Origin of the sequence: Candidatus Palauibacter sp., from assembly GCF_965213655.1 — a bacterium.
Classification (GTDB): domain Bacteria; phylum Gemmatimonadota; class Gemmatimonadetes; order Palauibacterales; family Palauibacteraceae; genus Palauibacter.
This window is the reverse complement of sequence record NZ_CBDBZT010000003.1, coordinates 1,530,240-1,545,745: the sequence shown is the minus strand read 5'-3', so window position 1 is coordinate 1,545,745 and position 15,506 is coordinate 1,530,240. Positions and strand designations below refer to the sequence as shown.

General features: G+C 67.8%; 15 protein-coding genes and 1 pseudogene. 13 read left to right on the top strand and 3 right to left on the bottom strand.

Annotated features, from left to right (window positions below; all coding sequences use genetic code 11):
• Positions 1–265: 265 nt before the first annotated feature.
• The 5 genes and pseudogenes from ACOOGH_RS09030 (at position 266) to ACOOGH_RS09010 (ending at position 4,715) form a co-directional block, all read left to right on the top strand.
• Complete coding sequence (locus tag ACOOGH_RS09030; RefSeq protein WP_420448597.1) at positions 266–1,195, top strand: copper resistance D family protein; 930 nt, start codon at positions 266–268, stop codon at positions 1,193–1,195.
• A 44-nt stretch (positions 1,196–1,239) separates the two neighbouring features.
• Positions 1,240–2,357 (top strand): annotated as a pseudogene (locus ACOOGH_RS09025) (M20 family metallo-hydrolase).
• A complete protein-coding gene (locus tag ACOOGH_RS09020; protein WP_420448596.1) occupies positions 2,354–3,724 on the top strand; it encodes an aspartate aminotransferase family protein in 1,371 nt (456 codons plus the stop codon). The pseudogene ACOOGH_RS09025 and the gene ACOOGH_RS09020 overlap by 4 nt, the downstream one beginning before the upstream one ends.
• Entirely contained in the window at positions 3,724–4,161 is a 438-nt protein-coding gene (locus ACOOGH_RS09015) for a hypothetical protein (RefSeq protein ID WP_420448595.1), read from the top strand. Before ACOOGH_RS09020 ends, ACOOGH_RS09015 begins: the two co-directional genes overlap by 1 nt.
• Positions 4,158–4,715: a lysophospholipid acyltransferase family protein gene (locus ACOOGH_RS09010; RefSeq protein ID WP_420448594.1), complete on the top strand. Its 558-nt coding sequence runs from the start codon at positions 4,158–4,160 to the stop codon at positions 4,713–4,715. Before ACOOGH_RS09015 ends, ACOOGH_RS09010 begins: the two co-directional genes overlap by 4 nt.
• Before the next feature lie 30 nt (positions 4,716–4,745).
• On the opposite strand, the gene ACOOGH_RS09005 is transcribed toward ACOOGH_RS09010, so the two are convergent.
• A complete protein-coding gene (locus tag ACOOGH_RS09005; protein WP_420448593.1) occupies positions 4,746–5,849 on the bottom strand; it encodes a carboxylate-amine ligase in 1,104 nt (367 codons plus the stop codon).
• Between the two features lie 135 nt (positions 5,850–5,984).
• On the opposite strand from ACOOGH_RS09005, the gene ACOOGH_RS09000 reads away from it, so the two are divergent.
• Together ACOOGH_RS09000 and ACOOGH_RS08995 are read left to right on the top strand one after the other, a co-directional pair.
• The gene (locus ACOOGH_RS09000) at positions 5,985–6,305 is read left to right on the top strand and encodes a hypothetical protein (protein WP_420448592.1); all 321 of its coding nucleotides are present in this window, start codon (positions 5,985–5,987) and stop codon (positions 6,303–6,305) included.
• Positions 6,306–6,416: 111 nt separating this feature from the next.
• Positions 6,417–6,710, top strand: coding sequence for an HU family DNA-binding protein (locus ACOOGH_RS08995; protein WP_420448591.1), 294 nt, complete (start codon positions 6,417–6,419; stop codon positions 6,708–6,710).
• Positions 6,711–6,790: 80 nt separating this feature from the next.
• Here ACOOGH_RS08995 and ACOOGH_RS08990 read toward each other — a convergent pair whose 3' ends face one another.
• On the bottom strand, positions 6,791–7,930 hold the full coding sequence (locus ACOOGH_RS08990) for a vWA domain-containing protein (protein ID WP_420448590.1): 1,140 nt from the start codon (positions 7,928–7,930) through the stop codon (positions 6,791–6,793).
• Positions 7,927–8,811 carry an AAA family ATPase gene (locus tag ACOOGH_RS08985; RefSeq protein WP_420448589.1) on the bottom strand — a complete coding sequence of 295 codons (885 nt, stop codon included), beginning with the start codon at positions 8,809–8,811 and terminating at the stop codon, positions 7,927–7,929. The genes ACOOGH_RS08990 and ACOOGH_RS08985 overlap by 4 nt, the downstream gene beginning before the upstream one ends.
• Before the next feature lie 175 nt (positions 8,812–8,986).
• On the opposite strand from ACOOGH_RS08985, the gene ACOOGH_RS08980 reads away from it, so the two are divergent.
• From ACOOGH_RS08980 to ACOOGH_RS08955, 6 genes are all read left to right on the top strand, one after another.
• Complete coding sequence (locus tag ACOOGH_RS08980) at positions 8,987–9,454, top strand: SRPBCC family protein (protein ID WP_420448588.1); 468 nt, start codon at positions 8,987–8,989, stop codon at positions 9,452–9,454.
• A gap of 142 nt (positions 9,455–9,596) precedes the next feature.
• Entirely contained in the window at positions 9,597–11,384 is a 1,788-nt protein-coding gene (locus ACOOGH_RS08975; protein ID WP_420448587.1) for a tetratricopeptide repeat protein, read from the top strand.
• A gap of 184 nt (positions 11,385–11,568) precedes the next feature.
• Positions 11,569–12,054: a division/cell wall cluster transcriptional repressor MraZ gene (locus ACOOGH_RS08970; RefSeq protein ID WP_420448586.1), complete on the top strand. Its 486-nt coding sequence runs from the start codon at positions 11,569–11,571 to the stop codon at positions 12,052–12,054.
• 49 nt (positions 12,055–12,103) lie between these two features.
• Positions 12,104–13,063: a 16S rRNA (cytosine(1402)-N(4))-methyltransferase RsmH gene (rsmH, locus tag ACOOGH_RS08965; protein WP_420448585.1), complete on the top strand. Its 960-nt coding sequence runs from the start codon at positions 12,104–12,106 to the stop codon at positions 13,061–13,063.
• Complete coding sequence (locus ACOOGH_RS08960; protein ID WP_420448584.1) at positions 13,060–13,422, top strand: hypothetical protein; 363 nt, start codon at positions 13,060–13,062, stop codon at positions 13,420–13,422. Before rsmH ends, ACOOGH_RS08960 begins: the two co-directional genes overlap by 4 nt.
• Positions 13,419–15,440 carry a penicillin-binding transpeptidase domain-containing protein gene (locus ACOOGH_RS08955; RefSeq protein WP_420448583.1) on the top strand — a complete coding sequence of 674 codons (2,022 nt, stop codon included), beginning with the start codon at positions 13,419–13,421 and terminating at the stop codon, positions 15,438–15,440. The genes ACOOGH_RS08960 and ACOOGH_RS08955 overlap by 4 nt, the downstream gene beginning before the upstream one ends.
• Positions 15,441–15,506 lie beyond the last annotated feature (66 nt).

Below are 15,506 nucleotides of genomic sequence, written 5' to 3'. Positions count from 1 at the left end.
CCGACCGGCAGGAAGAACGGAGGGGCGAACAAGATCCCGTCCAGAAACAGGGGCATGGAGATGATCGGGATTCCTGCCAATTGATGCAATTTTGCAGCTGTTTCGGTGTGATGGATTCAGATGCGGCCCGTCCGCAAGAATGGCAGATCGTGCAGTCCTGGTTGACTTTATACGAATTTCTTGCCGTGATCCACGTCACTCGTTGAGCGACTTACAAGCAGGAGGTCGGGGGTTCGAATCCCTCTTCGCCCACTTGGATACCGACATGTGGTTCGTGATCGGCACGCTCTCGCGCTGGGCGCTGTTCACCGGTCTCCTCGTCGCGGTGGGGGCGGTGGCCTTCAAGCTCGTAATCCTGAGGCGCTTCCCCGGGTTCGGGCCGATGGAGGACGAAGCTGCCGGGGGCATGCCGGAGAGACTGGCAGCGCGGATCGGCGCCCTCGCGGTACTGCTCGCCGGCGCGGGCGCCCTGGGTCGCCTCGCCACGGAAGTGAGCGTTTTTCGCGATCCGTTCGAACCGCTGGGGGCCGAGGTGCGCCTGCTCGTGACCGGGACTTCCTGGGGTCGGGCGTGGCTCGGCCAGATCACGGCGGTCGTCCTCTCCGCGTCCGCCTTCGCCCTCGCCTGCGCGCGGGGCCCGCGGGCGGAATTTGGCTGGATCGTGGCGGTGGCGGGGGTGGCCCTCCTCGCGTACACACCGGCCCTGGCCGGTCATGCGGCCGGGGCCGAACACTTCGTCACCCCGGCGATCACCGCCGATGTCTTCCATATGGTGGCCGGAGGCGTGTGGTTGGGTACGCTGGCCGTGATGGCGGGGGTCCTGTTCCTGGGCCGGCGCCGGGGGATTTCGATATCGAGACGCCGCATCATCGACTGGATCTCGGCCTTCTCGCCGCTCGCCCTCGGATCGGCGGCGATCATCGCGGCCACCGGACTCTTCGCCGCGTGGCTCCACCTCGGTGCCGTCTCGGCGCTGTGGGCCGAACCCTACGGCCGGAGGCTGAGTCTGAAGCTCTTCGTCCTCCTCGGCATCCTGGGCTGCGGCGCGTACAACTGGCAGCGCGCCCCCGGCCGGGTGCGCGATGCCGGTGGCCCGCCCCGTCTGCCGCCGACCGTCACCCTCGAACTGAGCGCGGCGGGCCTGCTCCTCCTCGTCACGGCGGTCCTCACCGGCACGACCCCTCCCGCCCATTGACGCTCCGCGTCGATGGAGACCGGCTCTGGGGACGGCTCGAGGAGATGGCGCGCATCGGCGCGACCCCGGCCGGCGGCGTCCACCGCCTCGCCCTGGGCGACGAGGACCGTCGCGCGCGCGATCTCTTCCGGGCCTGGGCCGAGTCGCTGGGCCTCGTCGTGACCGTCGACCGGCTCGGCAACATGTTCGCCCGCCGGGAGGCGATGGAGGGCGCCGGTGGCGACACCCGGCCCCCGCTGATCCTCGGGAGTCACCTCGACAGCCAGCCCACGGGGGGCCGGTTCGACGGTCCGCTCGGCGTTCTCGCGGCGCTGGAGGTGGTGGAGACGCTCGAGGAGCGTGGGGTGCGGGCGGGATGACCGTGTCCGACGCCATCGACCGCATCGGCTACCGCGGCGGGCTCCCCGTCGGGGGCCGCGCGGTCGCCGCGGCCCTCGAATTGCACATCGAGCAGGGCCCGGTTCTCGAGGAGAACGAATGCGAGATCGGCGTGGTGACCGGTGTGCAGGGCGCCCGGTGGTTCGACCTGACGATCACGGGAGAGGAAGCGCACGCGGGATCGACGCCGATGTCCCGGCGAACGGATCCGGTGGCGGTGCTCGGCCGGTTTCTTGTCGACGCGTTTCGCCGCATCGAACGCGACTTCGCCCCGCACGGACGCCTGACCCTTGGGGTTCTGGAGGCGGCGCCGGCCTCGCGGAACACCGTCCCCGGCCGTGTCACCGTCAGTGTGGATCTCCGCCACCCCGACGATCCGACGCTAGACGACATGGAGCGTACTCTCCGCGAGGAGGCGTCCCGCGCGGGCCTCGATCGCGGCGCGTCGTGGCGGCTGGAGGACGTCTGGCGCTCCCCGACGGTCCGGTTCGCGGAACCGTGTATCGAGGCCGTCCATGCCGCCGCGGACACCTGCGGATACACATCCATGCGCCTCATGGCCGGCGCCGGGCACGATTCCGTCCATACGAACGACATCGCGCCGACGGGCATGATCTTCGTCCCCTGCAGGAACGGCATCAGTCACAACGAGGCGGAGAGCATCACGCCTGCACAGGCGGAGGCGGGCGCCAACGTCCTCCTCCACGCGGCGCTCAGGCTCGTGGAGCCGCGCGCGGCTGATATGTTGTTTGCCCCGGAAACCCGACCAGGAGGCACCGCGTGACCGCCACGACCGCCACGGCTCAATGGCAGGACATCGACCGACGCCATCACGTCCACCCCTTCGTCGACCCCCGGGTCGTCGCCGAGAAAGGGACGCGCGTGATCGTGGGCGCGGAGGGCCGTCATCTCATCGACTCCGATGGTCGGCGCATCCTCGACGGCATGGGCGGCCTGTGGTGCGTGAATCTCGGCTATGGACGCGAGGAACTCGCGAGAGCGGCGTACGACCAGATGGTCGAACTCCCCTACTACAACACGTTCTTCCGCTCGGCGCCCCCGGCCACGATCGAACTGTCGCGGGTCCTTGCGGACCTCGCGCCGGGCGCGATCGCGCACACCTTCTTCTCGAGTTCGGGTTCCGAGGCGAACGACACCATCGTCCGCCTCGTTCGCAGGTACTGGGATCTCCGCGGGAAGCCGGAAAAGAAGACGTTCATCAGCCGTACCTACGCCTATCACGGCAGCACGATGGCCGCGGCCAGCCTGGGCGGTTTCGAGGCCATGCACGCCGTGGGCGACCTGCCGTTGCCAGGCTTCGAGCACGTCATGCCTCCGTACTGGTTCGCCATGGGGACGCCCGGCGAGACACCGGAGGAAACCGGCGCGCGGGCGGCACGGGCGCTGGAGGAGAAGATCGCGGAGCTCGGCGCGGATCGCGTCGCGGCGTTCATCGGCGAGCCCGTCATCGGCGCCGGCGGCGTCATCGTACCGCCGGACAACTACTGGCCCGAGATCCAGCGCATCTGCCGCGAGAACGACATGCTGCTCGTCTGTGACGAGGTGATCACCGGCTTCGGCCGCACCGGCGAGTGGTTCGGCGCGCAGAAGTTCGGGATCGAGGCCGACCTCATGACGATCGCCAAGGGGCTCACCTCCGGCTACCTGCCGATGTCCGCCGTCCTCATGACCGACGCAGTATTCGGCGTGCTCGCCGAAGGGGGTGTGATCCCGCACGGATACACGTACTCGGGGCACCCCGTTTCGGCCGCCGTCGCGCTGGAGAATCTGCGGCTCATGAAGGAGGAGGGCGTCGTCGAACGAGTGAGGGAGGATACCGGCCCCTATTTCCAGGCCCGGTTGAGGGAGCTGACCGATCATCCGCTCGTCGGCGAGGTGCGGGGGGTCGGTCTCCTGGGCGGCGTCGAACTGTCGAAGAACAAGGCGACGCGGGAGCTGTTCGAGCCCGTGGGGCAGGTGGGAGCGCTCTGCCACGAGCACCTCTACGACGAGGGCGTCGTCTTCCGCGCCATGCGCGACGTCGTGTGCACGAGTCCGCCGCTCACGATCACGCGCGAGGAGATCGACGAGCTCGTGACGAAGGCCCGGGCGGGGATCGACCGGACCGCACGGGACCTCGGCATGATGTAATGAAACCGCACGGGCACGGCCGGCGAGCACCACGGGTTGCCCTCGGCGTGGCGCTGGCGACCCTCGGCGCGAGTCTGGCCGCTTGTTTCGGCTCCGGCGGCGGACGACCGTCCGGACCGCGGCCGGAGACGGCCGAGCACGACTTTCGGGTGGGCTACTACATCTCGTGCAGCATAAGCGACGAGTGCCGCGTCCAGTACATCGACGAGGGCAGGGTACTCCGGGCCAAGGACATCGTCGGTGAGTGGAAGATGGATTTCGGCGCGGACCGCGGCACGCGGCTCTGGGTGCGCGCCGGCGCCGGCGGGTGTCCGCCACGCCCCGTGAGGGTCGAGATCCGGATGGGGGCGGACGTTGTGGCCGAGCACGTCGAGCGGCCGCCGCGCGGCAAGCGCTGCCGCTGGATCCTCGCCGAGACGGAGTTCCGCATCCCGTGATCCGGCGTCTGGCGAGCGGCCTGCTGAAGCTCGCCGGCTGGCGGACCGTTGGCGCAGCCCCGGGAGCGAAGTGCGTCATCATCGGGGCCCCGCACACGTCGAACTGGGACTTCCCGCTCGCCTTGCTCTGCTTCTGGAGCGTCCCCATCCCCGCCCGCTGGGTCGGCAAGCACACGATCTTCCGCAGGCCATTCGGCGGTCTTCTGCGGCGCCTGGGCGGTATTCCCGTCGACCGGGCTCATACCACGCATTTCGTCCGCCACGTCGTCGAGGCGTTCGAGAGAGAACCGGAGTTCACTCTCGTGCTCGCGCCCGAGGGTACGCGCAGCCGCCGCGACCATTGGCGGAGCGGCTTCTACTGGATCGCGCACGGAGCCGGAGTGCCGCTCGCGCTCGGCTTCGTGAACTACGCGGACCGCACGGTGGGGATTGGCGATGTCTTCATGCCGAGCGGGGACATCAAAGCAGACATGGAGCGCATCCGTGCCTTTTACGCCGACAAGAGGGGGCGGCACCCCGAGAAGCAGAGTTCGATTCGCGTCCGGCCGCGCTGAACCCCCGGCACCGGCGCGCAGGGCCGCTCCTCAGACGCCCTCGGCGGTCTCCGCGATGAGGTGCCGGACAACCGCCGTCATGTCGCCGGTCTCCTCGTACACGGCGAGTTGCCGCTGCGAACTCGACCCTTCCTTCAGGATCCGGAGCGCGTATTCCACCTCCGCGCGGGTTCCCAACTCGTCCACCACATCATCGAGGAACCACTCGAGGAGCTCGACAATGAGATCCGAGGCCGGGTGCTCGCTCTGCCTCCCGAAATCGACGAGCTTCCCGGTGAGCCCGTACCTCGCGGCACGCCACTTGTTCTCCGCGAGCAGGACCTCGGGGTACTGCCGGAAGGTGAGGTTGTCGCGCCGGAGCTTCCACAGCTTCGCCACGATCCCCTGAAAGATGGCGGCGATGCACACGACTTCCTCCACGCGCGTGCACATGTCGCACACGCGGAACTCTAGCGTCGGGAACTTGTGATTGGGCCGGACGTCCCACCAGATCTTGCTCGAATCCCGGATCGTGTTCGAGCGCACCATCGTCTCGATGAAGTGCTCGTACTCGTTCCAGCTTCCGAAGCTCATCGGGATCCCCGTACGCGGGAAATTTCGCCAGATGATGCTGCGGTAGGAGTGCAGCCCGGTCTTCGATCCTTCCCAGAACGGGGAACTGGTGGAAAGCGCCAGAACGTGCGGGAGGAAATACCGCGACACATTCATCGCGTCGACCATGAAATCGCGGTCCTCGATGCCCACGTGGATGTGCGTGCCGAAGATCAGATTCCGCTCGGCGACCTGTTGCAGGTCCTCTCTCAGACCGACGTAGCGCTCGATCGGCGTGATATCCTGCTGCTCCCAGGTCGAGAAGGGGTGAGTGCCCGCGGCCATGATCGCGAGCCCCTTCTCGGCTACCCGGCTGCTGACGAGGCGGCGCATACGCAGGACTTCCTCGCGCGCTTCACCCACATCGCGGCAGACCTCGCTTGCCGTCTCCACACAGGCCTGGTGAAGCTCGGGATGAATCTGCTCGCGCGTCTCTTCATCACCCTCCAGAATCTCGGTGATGAACGACGTGAGTTCGCCGGTCTCCGGATGGACGACCTGGTATTCCTCTTCGATCCCGAGCGTGAGTGAAGGCGCTTTCATGTGACCCTCTCGAGGGAGCGTATCGACGCCGGATGTTCGAACGGCGGGGGCAAGCTACTTTCGATGACCGCCGGAGGCCATGTATCTTCCTCCGTCCCCGATTCCAACCTGTTTTTCGACACGGAGGCACCACTGATGGAGTGGCTCTTCGCAATCTGCATCTTCTGGATTGTAGCTGCGGTCTTCTTCGGCGGCATCTACGACGCGGAGACCGGATCTCCCGGTCGCCAGGCGCTGGGCCTCCTGCTCAATTTCGCCGTTTTTGTCGGCATCTTCGCGGTGCTGCGGCTCGCCCTCGGCGGCCTGGGCGGGGACAGCGGATTCCTGCGTACGGTGTGGGGAACCGTCGTGCCCATCGCTCTGCCGACCATGCTGCTCGGCCGGGTCGGAAACACCGTCTTCAAGCTGGTCGGAGTCACGATGACACGGAAAGTGTTCTCGGCGGACGCCCACTAGCGAAACCTTCCGCAGGCGAAAACGCGCGCCGGACTTGCGATCCGGCGGGGTCCGGCGAATTATGCGCGCGGATCGCTCGTCGAAGCCTACCTTCAACAGGGAGAACCCAGGATGACCAAAGATGAATTCGCGGCGAAGCTTGCCTCGCAGGCCGGCCTGAGCAAAGCCAGCGCGCGGGATGTGATCGACTGCATTTTCTCGACGGACCCCGGCAAGGGGATCATTGCAGTCGAGCTTGACGCCGGCCGCGACTTCACGGTCACCGGCTTCGGCACTTTCGGAACCCGGCACCGCAAGGCGCGCATGGGCCGGAACCCGCAGACGGGCGAGTCGATCCAGATTGCGGCCATGAACGTTCCCACGTTCAAGGCGGGCAAGGGGCTCAAGGACCGCGTTCGAGTCTAGAGCAACAGCGCGGCGAGACCTGGCTCGCCCCCGGGTCTCGCCGCGACCGCCTGCCAACTCCGCCCCCGTTACTTCTCCCGTTACAGCCTGAGCAGCCCGGGTAGCGTCTTCAGCGCTTCGAGGTTGTGTCCCGACTGGAAGTAATCCACGTACGGGAGCGCGGTGCGCATGCCCCTTGCCTCGGGCGCATAGCGCGAACTCTCGAGCAGGGGATTGAGCCAGATCACCCGACGCGCGCGCCGCTGAATCCAGCCCATGGCGCGCTGGAGGGGTTCCACCTCCCCCTGATCGAGTCCGTCGGAGAGGATGATCACGAGCGTCCGCCGGCCCAGCATCCGCTGCCCGTGCCGGATCACGAACGTCTCCAGACATTCCCCGATCCGGGTACCGCTCGACCAGCCGCGGGCCCGCAGGCGGTCCAGCGCGGGATCGATCTCTTCGCCGGCCAGCCAGGGGGTGAGGTGCGTGAGGCGCGTGCTGAACGCGAAGGTCTCGATGTCCCGCGCGCGCCCGCACCCCAGGAGGAAGCGGAGCAGAAAGCGGCTGTAGCGCTCCATGGAGCCGCTCACATCGCACAGGACGACGAGTTGCGGCGGTACGTGCCGGCGTCGCCGTCGCGCGAGACGGACGAGTTCGCCCTCGTGAGCTACCAGCGACCGCAACGTCCTCCGCACGTCGATCGGTCCGCGCCGGCCGCCGGGCTCCAATCGCCGGCTGCGACGCGTGGACAGCCGCACCATCAGCCTCTCGAGCCAAATGTCGACCTCGCGCAGTTCCTGCTCGCCGATCGAAGCGAAGGAGCGCCGCGCGAGCGAGTGGGCGGCACTGTACACGGCGCCGATCGGACGCTCGCGGGAGTCCTCCTCGTCGCGGCCATCCTCCACGACACGGTCGAGGGCAGCCGTCTCGACCCCGCCCCCGCCGGGCGGCGGACCCGGCGGCGGCTGCGCCCCGCGGCCCGATGCGGCCTTCGACAGGAGATCTTCGACAGCGGTTGACGGCCGCCCTCCGCGCCACCACGCAGGGAAACAGCGCTCGAAGATCTCCAGATCCGCCCGGTTGGAGCAGAACGCGGCTCGGAGTCCAGCGCGCACGTCTTCCACGTCGTCGGTATCGAGGTGCGGGAGGGCGGCGATGGCCGTCCCGGACTCGGAGAGCGCGCAGGCCACCCCTTCGCCGCGCAGTCGCCGGCCCAGGTCGACGACGCGCTCCGGTGTCAACTCCCTCCGTCCCCCGAGGACGCGAGCAGTTCCCCGAGTCGCTCCTCCGAGAGCCCGGCCAGGTCGTTCGGGTCCTTCACGAGCGCTCCGATCGCGTCGCGCGCCGTCGCCGGCCGCAACGGATCCGGTCCCAGGTGCTCCAGGGCCGACGCAAAATCGAGCGTCTCCGCGACGCCGGGGGGTTTGGCGAGCCGCTCACGGCGCAGCCGCTGCGCCAGCTTCACGGCCTCCCGCGCCCGTGCGGCGGCGATGTCCGGGCGTCGCCGCCGCAGGATCTCCACCTCCCGCTCCCGATCGGGGTAATCGATCCACAGATAGAGGCAGCGCCGCCGAAGCGCGTCGGACAGCTCACGCGTCCCGTTCGATGTGAGCACGACGACGGGACGCGTCCGGGCCTCGACCGTGCCCAATTCCGGGATCGAGACCTGGAAATCCGACAGCAACTCGAGCAGAAACGCCTCGAATTCCTCGTCCGCCCGGTCCACCTCGTCGATGAGCAGCACCGGGCGCCTCTCGCACCGAATTGCCCGCAGAAGGGGTCGCTCGAGAAGGAAATCCGGACCGAAGATCGTGCGTTCTACCGTCTCGGCGTCACCGTCGGCGCCCTGCAGCCGGATGTGAAGGAGCTGTTTCTGGTAGTTCCACTCGTACAGGGCCGTGGGAAGGTCGAGCCCCTCGTAGCACTGGAGGCGAATGAGTTCCGCTTCGAGCCACAGAGCCACCGCCTTGGCGATCTCGGTCTTGCCCACGCCGGCGGCCCCCTCGACGAGAAGCGGCTTCTCCATGGCGAGGCCGAGGTGGACCGCCGTGGCGATGGCCCGGTCCGCTACGTAGCCCACGGCTTCCAGTTCCTCGACGATCTTCGCGATGTCGGCTTGCAAGGCGACGACCTCCCGGTTGCGGGTGCGACGCGGCGATCTCAGCTTCCGCTGGCGGCCGGTCCGCGCTGTGGCCGCTTGCGGCAATATACCGCTCGCCCGGAGATATGGCCCGACCGGCGATCCGACCCCGTCCGGCCCCATCCCGGGCCACGCCAGGACCCCCGAGGAACGACGAATGGCGATCGAGATAGAGAAGAGTTTCGATGTCCCGCAGACGGTGGACGAGGTCTGGAGCTTCCTGACGGATCCGGTGCGCATCGTCGAGTGCCTGCCCGGCGCGACGCTCCTCGAAGCCGTAGACGAACGTACCTACCGGGGCGAGATAGGGCTCAAGCTTGGCCCCATCGGGACGCGCTTCCTGGGCGAGATCCGCTTCGACGAACTCGACGCCGAGCGCCATCACATGAAGATGACGGGGGAGGGACGCGACCGGCGGGGCGGCGGCAACGTGAGAATGACGATGTTGAGTCATCTTCAGTCTGTAGAAGAGGGAGGGGCCGGGGGGACCCGGATATGGGTCTCGCAATCCATCGCGCTGACGGGGCGGCTTGCATCGTTCGGCCGCGGCGGCGTGATTCAATCGGTGTCGAATTTTATGTTCAACCGCTTCACGGGTTGTGTGCGCGAGAAGCTGGCGCAGTGATCGGCGAGCCGCGACTTGCGCGCCGACCCGGCTTGCGTTAATCGACCTTGATACCCTTGTTTCGGGATAATCGCGGATTTGGTGTGTCGCACGGCCATGTGAGCCGTGCGCTGACTGTCGCACGAACGGTCCGAGGTACTTGATGAGAAGCACACGGAACATTCTCCCGTGGGTGGCGGCCGGGGTCGCTGTCCTCTCCCTCCCGGCGGCGCCCCGGGCGCTCGATGCGCAGATGACCGACCTGATGGTTCTGGTCGCCCCCGTCACGGCGACCGAGCCGGTCGACCGCCGTTTCGGCGAGCGCATCGCAGAGGAAGTCCGGGACGGGCTCCAGATCTTCCCGGGCTACAGCGCCATCGATCGCGACGATGCCCGGGATCTGATCGACGATTTCGACTACGATGAGCGGACCATGACCCCGATCGACTGGCGGCAGCTGGGGAATCACATGGGGGCCGCCCTCGTCATGGTCGGCACGGCGGTCATGGCCGACGGGGGCGTTGAAGTCGACATCACCTTCCTCGATCCCGGGAGCGGGGACGAACTCCCCATGGAGGCGTTCGTGGTCGCGGACGACGACTCCCACGAAGAGGCGGGCGCTCAGGCGATGCAGCAGCTCGGGCGGGGTGTCGAGTATCTCCGCTCGATTGCCTTCTGCGGCGACTACCTGGCCTCCGAGCAGCCCATGGACGCGATCTCCAACTGCAACGCGGCGTTGGCGCTGAATCCGGAGAGCGATCGGGCGCACTATCTGCGCGGCCGTGCGTACATGCTCAACGAGTCCTGGGGTGAAGCGGCCCCCGACCTGCAGCGCGTCGTCGACAACAACGCGTCGGACGTCGATGCACTTGAATCGCTCGCGTTCACGTACGCCCAGCTGGGCGACGGCGCCGCGTCCCTGCGCTATTACCGACGGCAGCTCGACTTCCAGCCGGATGATGTCGACACGCGCATGCGGATTGCCTACGACCTCACGCAGGCCGAGCGCTGGGTCGAGACGGTGGCACTCCTTCAGGAGGGCGTGGAGCGCGCCCCGGACAATATCGCCCTCCTCGAGTACCTGACGAGCGCGGCGCTGCAGGCCGGGCAGACGGCCGGCGAGGTCACGGATCCCGCCATGATCCGGGTTGCTGTCGGCGCATCCGACCAGCTCGTGACATTGCAGGGCGACGCCGTGAATCCCACGACGCTGAGGAACGCGACGAACGCCTACATGCTGCTCGAGGAGTACGACAACGCGCTCGCGTTCTCGGGCCGGGCGCTCGAGTCGATCTCGAGTTCCGACGGCAGCGGCGAAGGCGAGATGTCCCGTGAGCAACTGCTCGCCCAGATCCACTTATCGCGCGCCACCATCTATGACCGGCTCGAAGATCCGGCCACCGGTGTGCAGGAACTCGAGCAGGCGCTCAGCTACAACCCGGAGTTGCCCGATGGTCGGCAGCGGCTCGCCACGCTCAAGCTGAAGGCGGGAGACAGCGACGGGGCCATAGAGGATTTCGGCGCTGCCATAGCGGACGGGGCGGATCCGGATCTGGTCGCCAACGCGATCTTCAGCCTGGCCTATACGAATCACTATGCCGCGCAGACCGGGCTCGCGAATCATGGTTCGATCGACGTGGGCGACCTCGGGACGGCGCTGGAACTGTTCGAGGTTGCCACCGGATTCGTCCAGGACCAGGCCCTCTCGGAGCAGATCCACTTTTTCCTTGCGTATGGGTACTACCTGTTCGGGAGCGCGTACGACAGCCGCAATGAAGAAGAGATGGCCTGCGCGCCGGCGCGCACGGCCCTCAACGCATTCCAGCGCGTGAGCGGATATTTGGCGGGGGCGGGGACGCAACAGGCGACCAACCAGCAGCAGATCCGCGAGGCGGTCGATGTCCAGTTGTACCGGCAGGAGTCGATCATCGAGGAGTCCTGCGAACGCTAGGAACCCCGAGGCCCTCGCCATGAGGCGTGCCTGACATTCCAGGCCCGGATTCCGAGCGGCACAACACTTGGTGCCCGGCTCGCTTCGCTGCGGGCCGGGCCCTTTTTTTCCTTCGCGCAGGTACGAAATGGGGAGAAAAGGGGTTGACACCCATCACATGGCCGCATAAGGTGGGATCCGGTGGGTGGAAACGGGTCGTTCTGGGAGGGACACCCTATACGAATGTCGAAGGCACAATTTGCCAGGCTTTCTGGGGAGTTATCGACATCAACTCGACTCGCAGGGTCGGGTCAGTCTCCCGGCGCCTTTTCGAAAGGGCCGGCAGCGGGAGCCGTTCGTCCTCCTCAAGACCCAACCCGACGCGCTGTCGCTCTACCCCGAAGAGGCCTGGGCGACCGTGCAGGACGAGCTCCGGGAGATGTCGAGACGCGAACCGCGTTTCCGCCCTCAGGTACTTCGCGTCACGGCGGATGCCGTGCAGGTCACGCCGGACGCACAGGGGCGGATCCTGATACCGGAGAGGATGAGAACGGCGGTCGCGCTGGGAAGTGAGGCTCTGGTCGTAGGCGCGATCAACCACGTCCAGATCTGGAATCCGGAAACGTTCGAGAGCGTGACGAGTGCGACGGATGAGGACTTCGATCGACAGATAGAGACGGTGTTCGCCTGATGGGTTTTCCGATCACGGCACGGTGGGGGGAGTCGAGGAAGCCGACGGAGTGACAGAGGAGACGTTTCAGCACACGCCGGTCATGCCGGAAGAGGTGCTAGAGTGGCTTCGCCCGGAGTGCGGAGGCGTTTTCCTGGATGCGACGGTCGGCGGTGCGGGGCATGCGATCCGGTTGCTGGAGGCCGGGCCGGCCGTGCGCGTGATCGGGATCGATCAGGATGCGGAGGCGATCGAGGCCGCGAAGCGGCGGCTCGCCTCGGCGGGCGAACGGGTGAAGCTGATACGGGCGAACTTCAGGGACGCGGGTCGTCCGGAGTTTGCCGCCGAGTTGGACGGTCTGGCGGGAGCCCTGATGGACCTGGGCGTCTCGTCGCACCAGATCGACGCACAGAAGCGCGGATTCTCGTTCCGTCCGGGCACGCCGTTACGGATGCGGATGGATGAGACGACGCAGCGGACAAGGTCCGCAGCCGAGCTGTTGAATCGGGCGGACGTACGCAAGTTGGGCCGGGTCTTCCGTGATGGGGAAGAGCGCAGGTGGCGGGCGCTCTCACGTGAGGTGGTGCGGAGGAGGAAGATCCGGCCCTTCAGCACGAGCGACGACCTCGTGGCCGTGTTGTCGGCGGTACTGGGTCGTCCGGCACAGGAGAAGCAGAAGGCCAGACTGTTCCAGGCTCTGCGGATCGCCGTCAACGACGAGTTGGCGGCACTGAGCGAGGGGCTCGAGGGAATCCGCGACTGTCTCGTCCCCGGCGGGCGGTTGGCGGTGCTTTCGTATCACTCGCTGGAAGATCGGTTGGTAAAGGACGCGTTTCGGGACTGGTCCGCCGACTGCCGCTGCCCTCCGGGTCTGCCGGAGTGCCGGTGTCGGGGGATGTCGCTGGGGCGGACGCTGACGCGTCGGCCCCTTCGGCCCTCGGCCGAGGAAGTGTCCCGGAATCCGCGGGCGCGCAGCGCGCGGCTCCGAGCGTGGGAGAAGGGCGCCGCGCGGGAGCAGCCAGACGCATGAGCAACGAGAGCGGGAACGTACACAGGATCCGTCGCAGGACCCTGATGCGGTGGATGACCGCCGGCGTGGCGGTTCTCGCGCTGGCGGCATCGCTGATGTCCGTGGTTCGGCGGGGCGAGGAAGGGCGGCAGTTGATGGCCGAGCTTCGAGGGCTCGAAGCGGAGGCCCGGATCGTGACGGATCGGATCGATGCGGCGCGAACGAGAGTCGACTCGCTCGCGGCGCCGGCACGGATCGAACGCGCGGCGGGAGAGCTTGGGCTGCAGCGGGCAGGGGAGGACCAACTGCTGCAGGTGGACGCCGGTCTCTCGCCGGACGAAGAGGGGACGGACGTCTCCAGCAGGGGAGGGGACAGGTGACGCGTTTCGGCATTCACAGCACGACGCAGCTCGAGGGCGTTGCGGGCGACGCGCAGGAGGCGGCGCTCGCGCGCACACATCGCCTCCGGCATCGCACGCTCGGCATCGCCTTCACTCTTGTCGCGGTGGCGTACGCCGTGCGCCTGGGCGATCTCCAGATCCTGGAGAGCGAGGCGCATCGCGCCCGCCAGCTCGCGCAGAGCGCCGAGTGGGAGTTGCTGCCCGCGCCGCGCGGGCGGATTCTCGATCGACGCGGTCGTGTGCTCGCTGCGCCGGACACGCGATACCAGGCCTTCCTCGCCGTGGACGAACTGAGCATGAACCGGGCCGAGGCCATCGAGGCGGTCGCCTCGATCGTGCCCGTAGCGCCCAAGCGCCGGAGCGCCCTGGAGGAAGCCACGGGCGGCTGGTCTCTCGTCGCGAGTGACGTGAGCGATGAAGAACGTGTGCGGATGCAGCGGACGATCGGGCAGGGGATCCACTTCGAGAGCCGATCCGCCAGAGATTATCCGCGCAGCATGGGCCGCCGTCTCATCGGCGCGGTGGGGGCCGATGGCCGGGGTGGCACGGGCCTCGCGGCCGATCTCGACATCTGGCTGGCCGGACAGCCAGGCCGGGCGGAGGTTCGACTCGATGGCCACCGCAACGCGTACCACCCGCCCGGCGGTCACGTCATCGAGGCGCTGCCCGGACACGATGTCGTCCTCACCCTCGACGCCGAACTGCAGCGGATCGCCGAGATGGAACTCGCGCGCGCGCTCGCCGGGACGGGGGCGAGTGGAGGCGACATGGTTCTCCTCGACCCGCGGACGGGCGAAATCCTCGCGCTCGCGAGCGAGCGCAGCGATGGCGCCGTCGACCAGATATCGGCCCTCAGCGATCCGTACGAACCAGGCTCCACGCTGAAGCCCTTCCTTCTCGCTTCCCTCCTGAGCGAGGGTGTCGCCGACCTCGACGAGATCGTGGATGTGGAGGGCGGGACGCTGCAGATCGGGTCCAGGGTGATCTCGGACGTGCACGGCTACGACACGCTCAGCGTACGGATGGTCATCTCCAGGTCGAGCAACGTGGGGGCCGCGAAGCTCTCCACGCGGCTGACGCCGGCGGTGCAGCACCGCTACCTGCGCGACTTCGGTTTCGGCATGCGGGCGCAGCTCGGATACCTGGCCGAGTCGCCGGGGCGCCTCAGCCGGCCGGAGTCGTGGACATCCTTCAGTCCCGCCTCGCACGCGATCGGGTACGAGATGTCCGCCACATCGCTCCAGCTTGCCCTCGCCTACGGCGCCATCGCGAACGGTGGCGTGCTGATGCGGCCAAGCCTCGTACGAGAGGTGCGGGATCCGTCCGGGCGCGTGGTGCAGCGCTTCAGCCCGAGTCCCGTGCGGCGCGTCATATCCGAGGAGGTGGCGGCCGACGTGCGCGGGGTGTTGGAGGAGGTCGTCCGGGAGGGAACCGGGAAGCTGGCGGGCATGGCGCAGTTCGCCGTGGCCGGAAAGACCGGAACGGCTCGGCTCGCCGTGGACGGCCGCTATGCGCAGGGACGCTACCGGGCGTCCTTCGTCGGCTTTGCGCCGGCCGATGATCCGCGGATCGTCATTCTCACGCGGCTGGAGGATCCGAGGGGAGGGGTCTACTACGGCGGCGCGATCGCGGCGCCTACGAGCCAGGCGGCACTCGCGGCGGCGCTCACGGCCGATGGCGTCCAGGTGGATCCGCGTCTGGTCGTTTCCGACGCCCGCCCCCGTCCCTGGTCCGGTGGACCTGCGGCGGGTACGCGGGAGGGAGCCGTCATCTTCGCCTCCAGCGGGGCGGGCCCGACCGGCACGTCCAGCGTGGTCCGTGGGGGCGGGGAACGGGTCGCGCTCCCGGACCTGGCCGGATTGTCCGCGCGCTCGGCCGCCGCGCGGCTGCACGCGCTCGGTCTCCGCGTGGAATGGCGGGGACAGGGGAGGGTCGCGGGCCAGAGCCCGGCCCCCGGGAGCGAGTTGACCCGGGGTGAGACCGTCGTCCTCAGATAGCCGGAGAGCGAGAGCGATGGATTTCGAGACAGGGGAGCGAACGAAGGCGGGTCTGGGGAATACAAG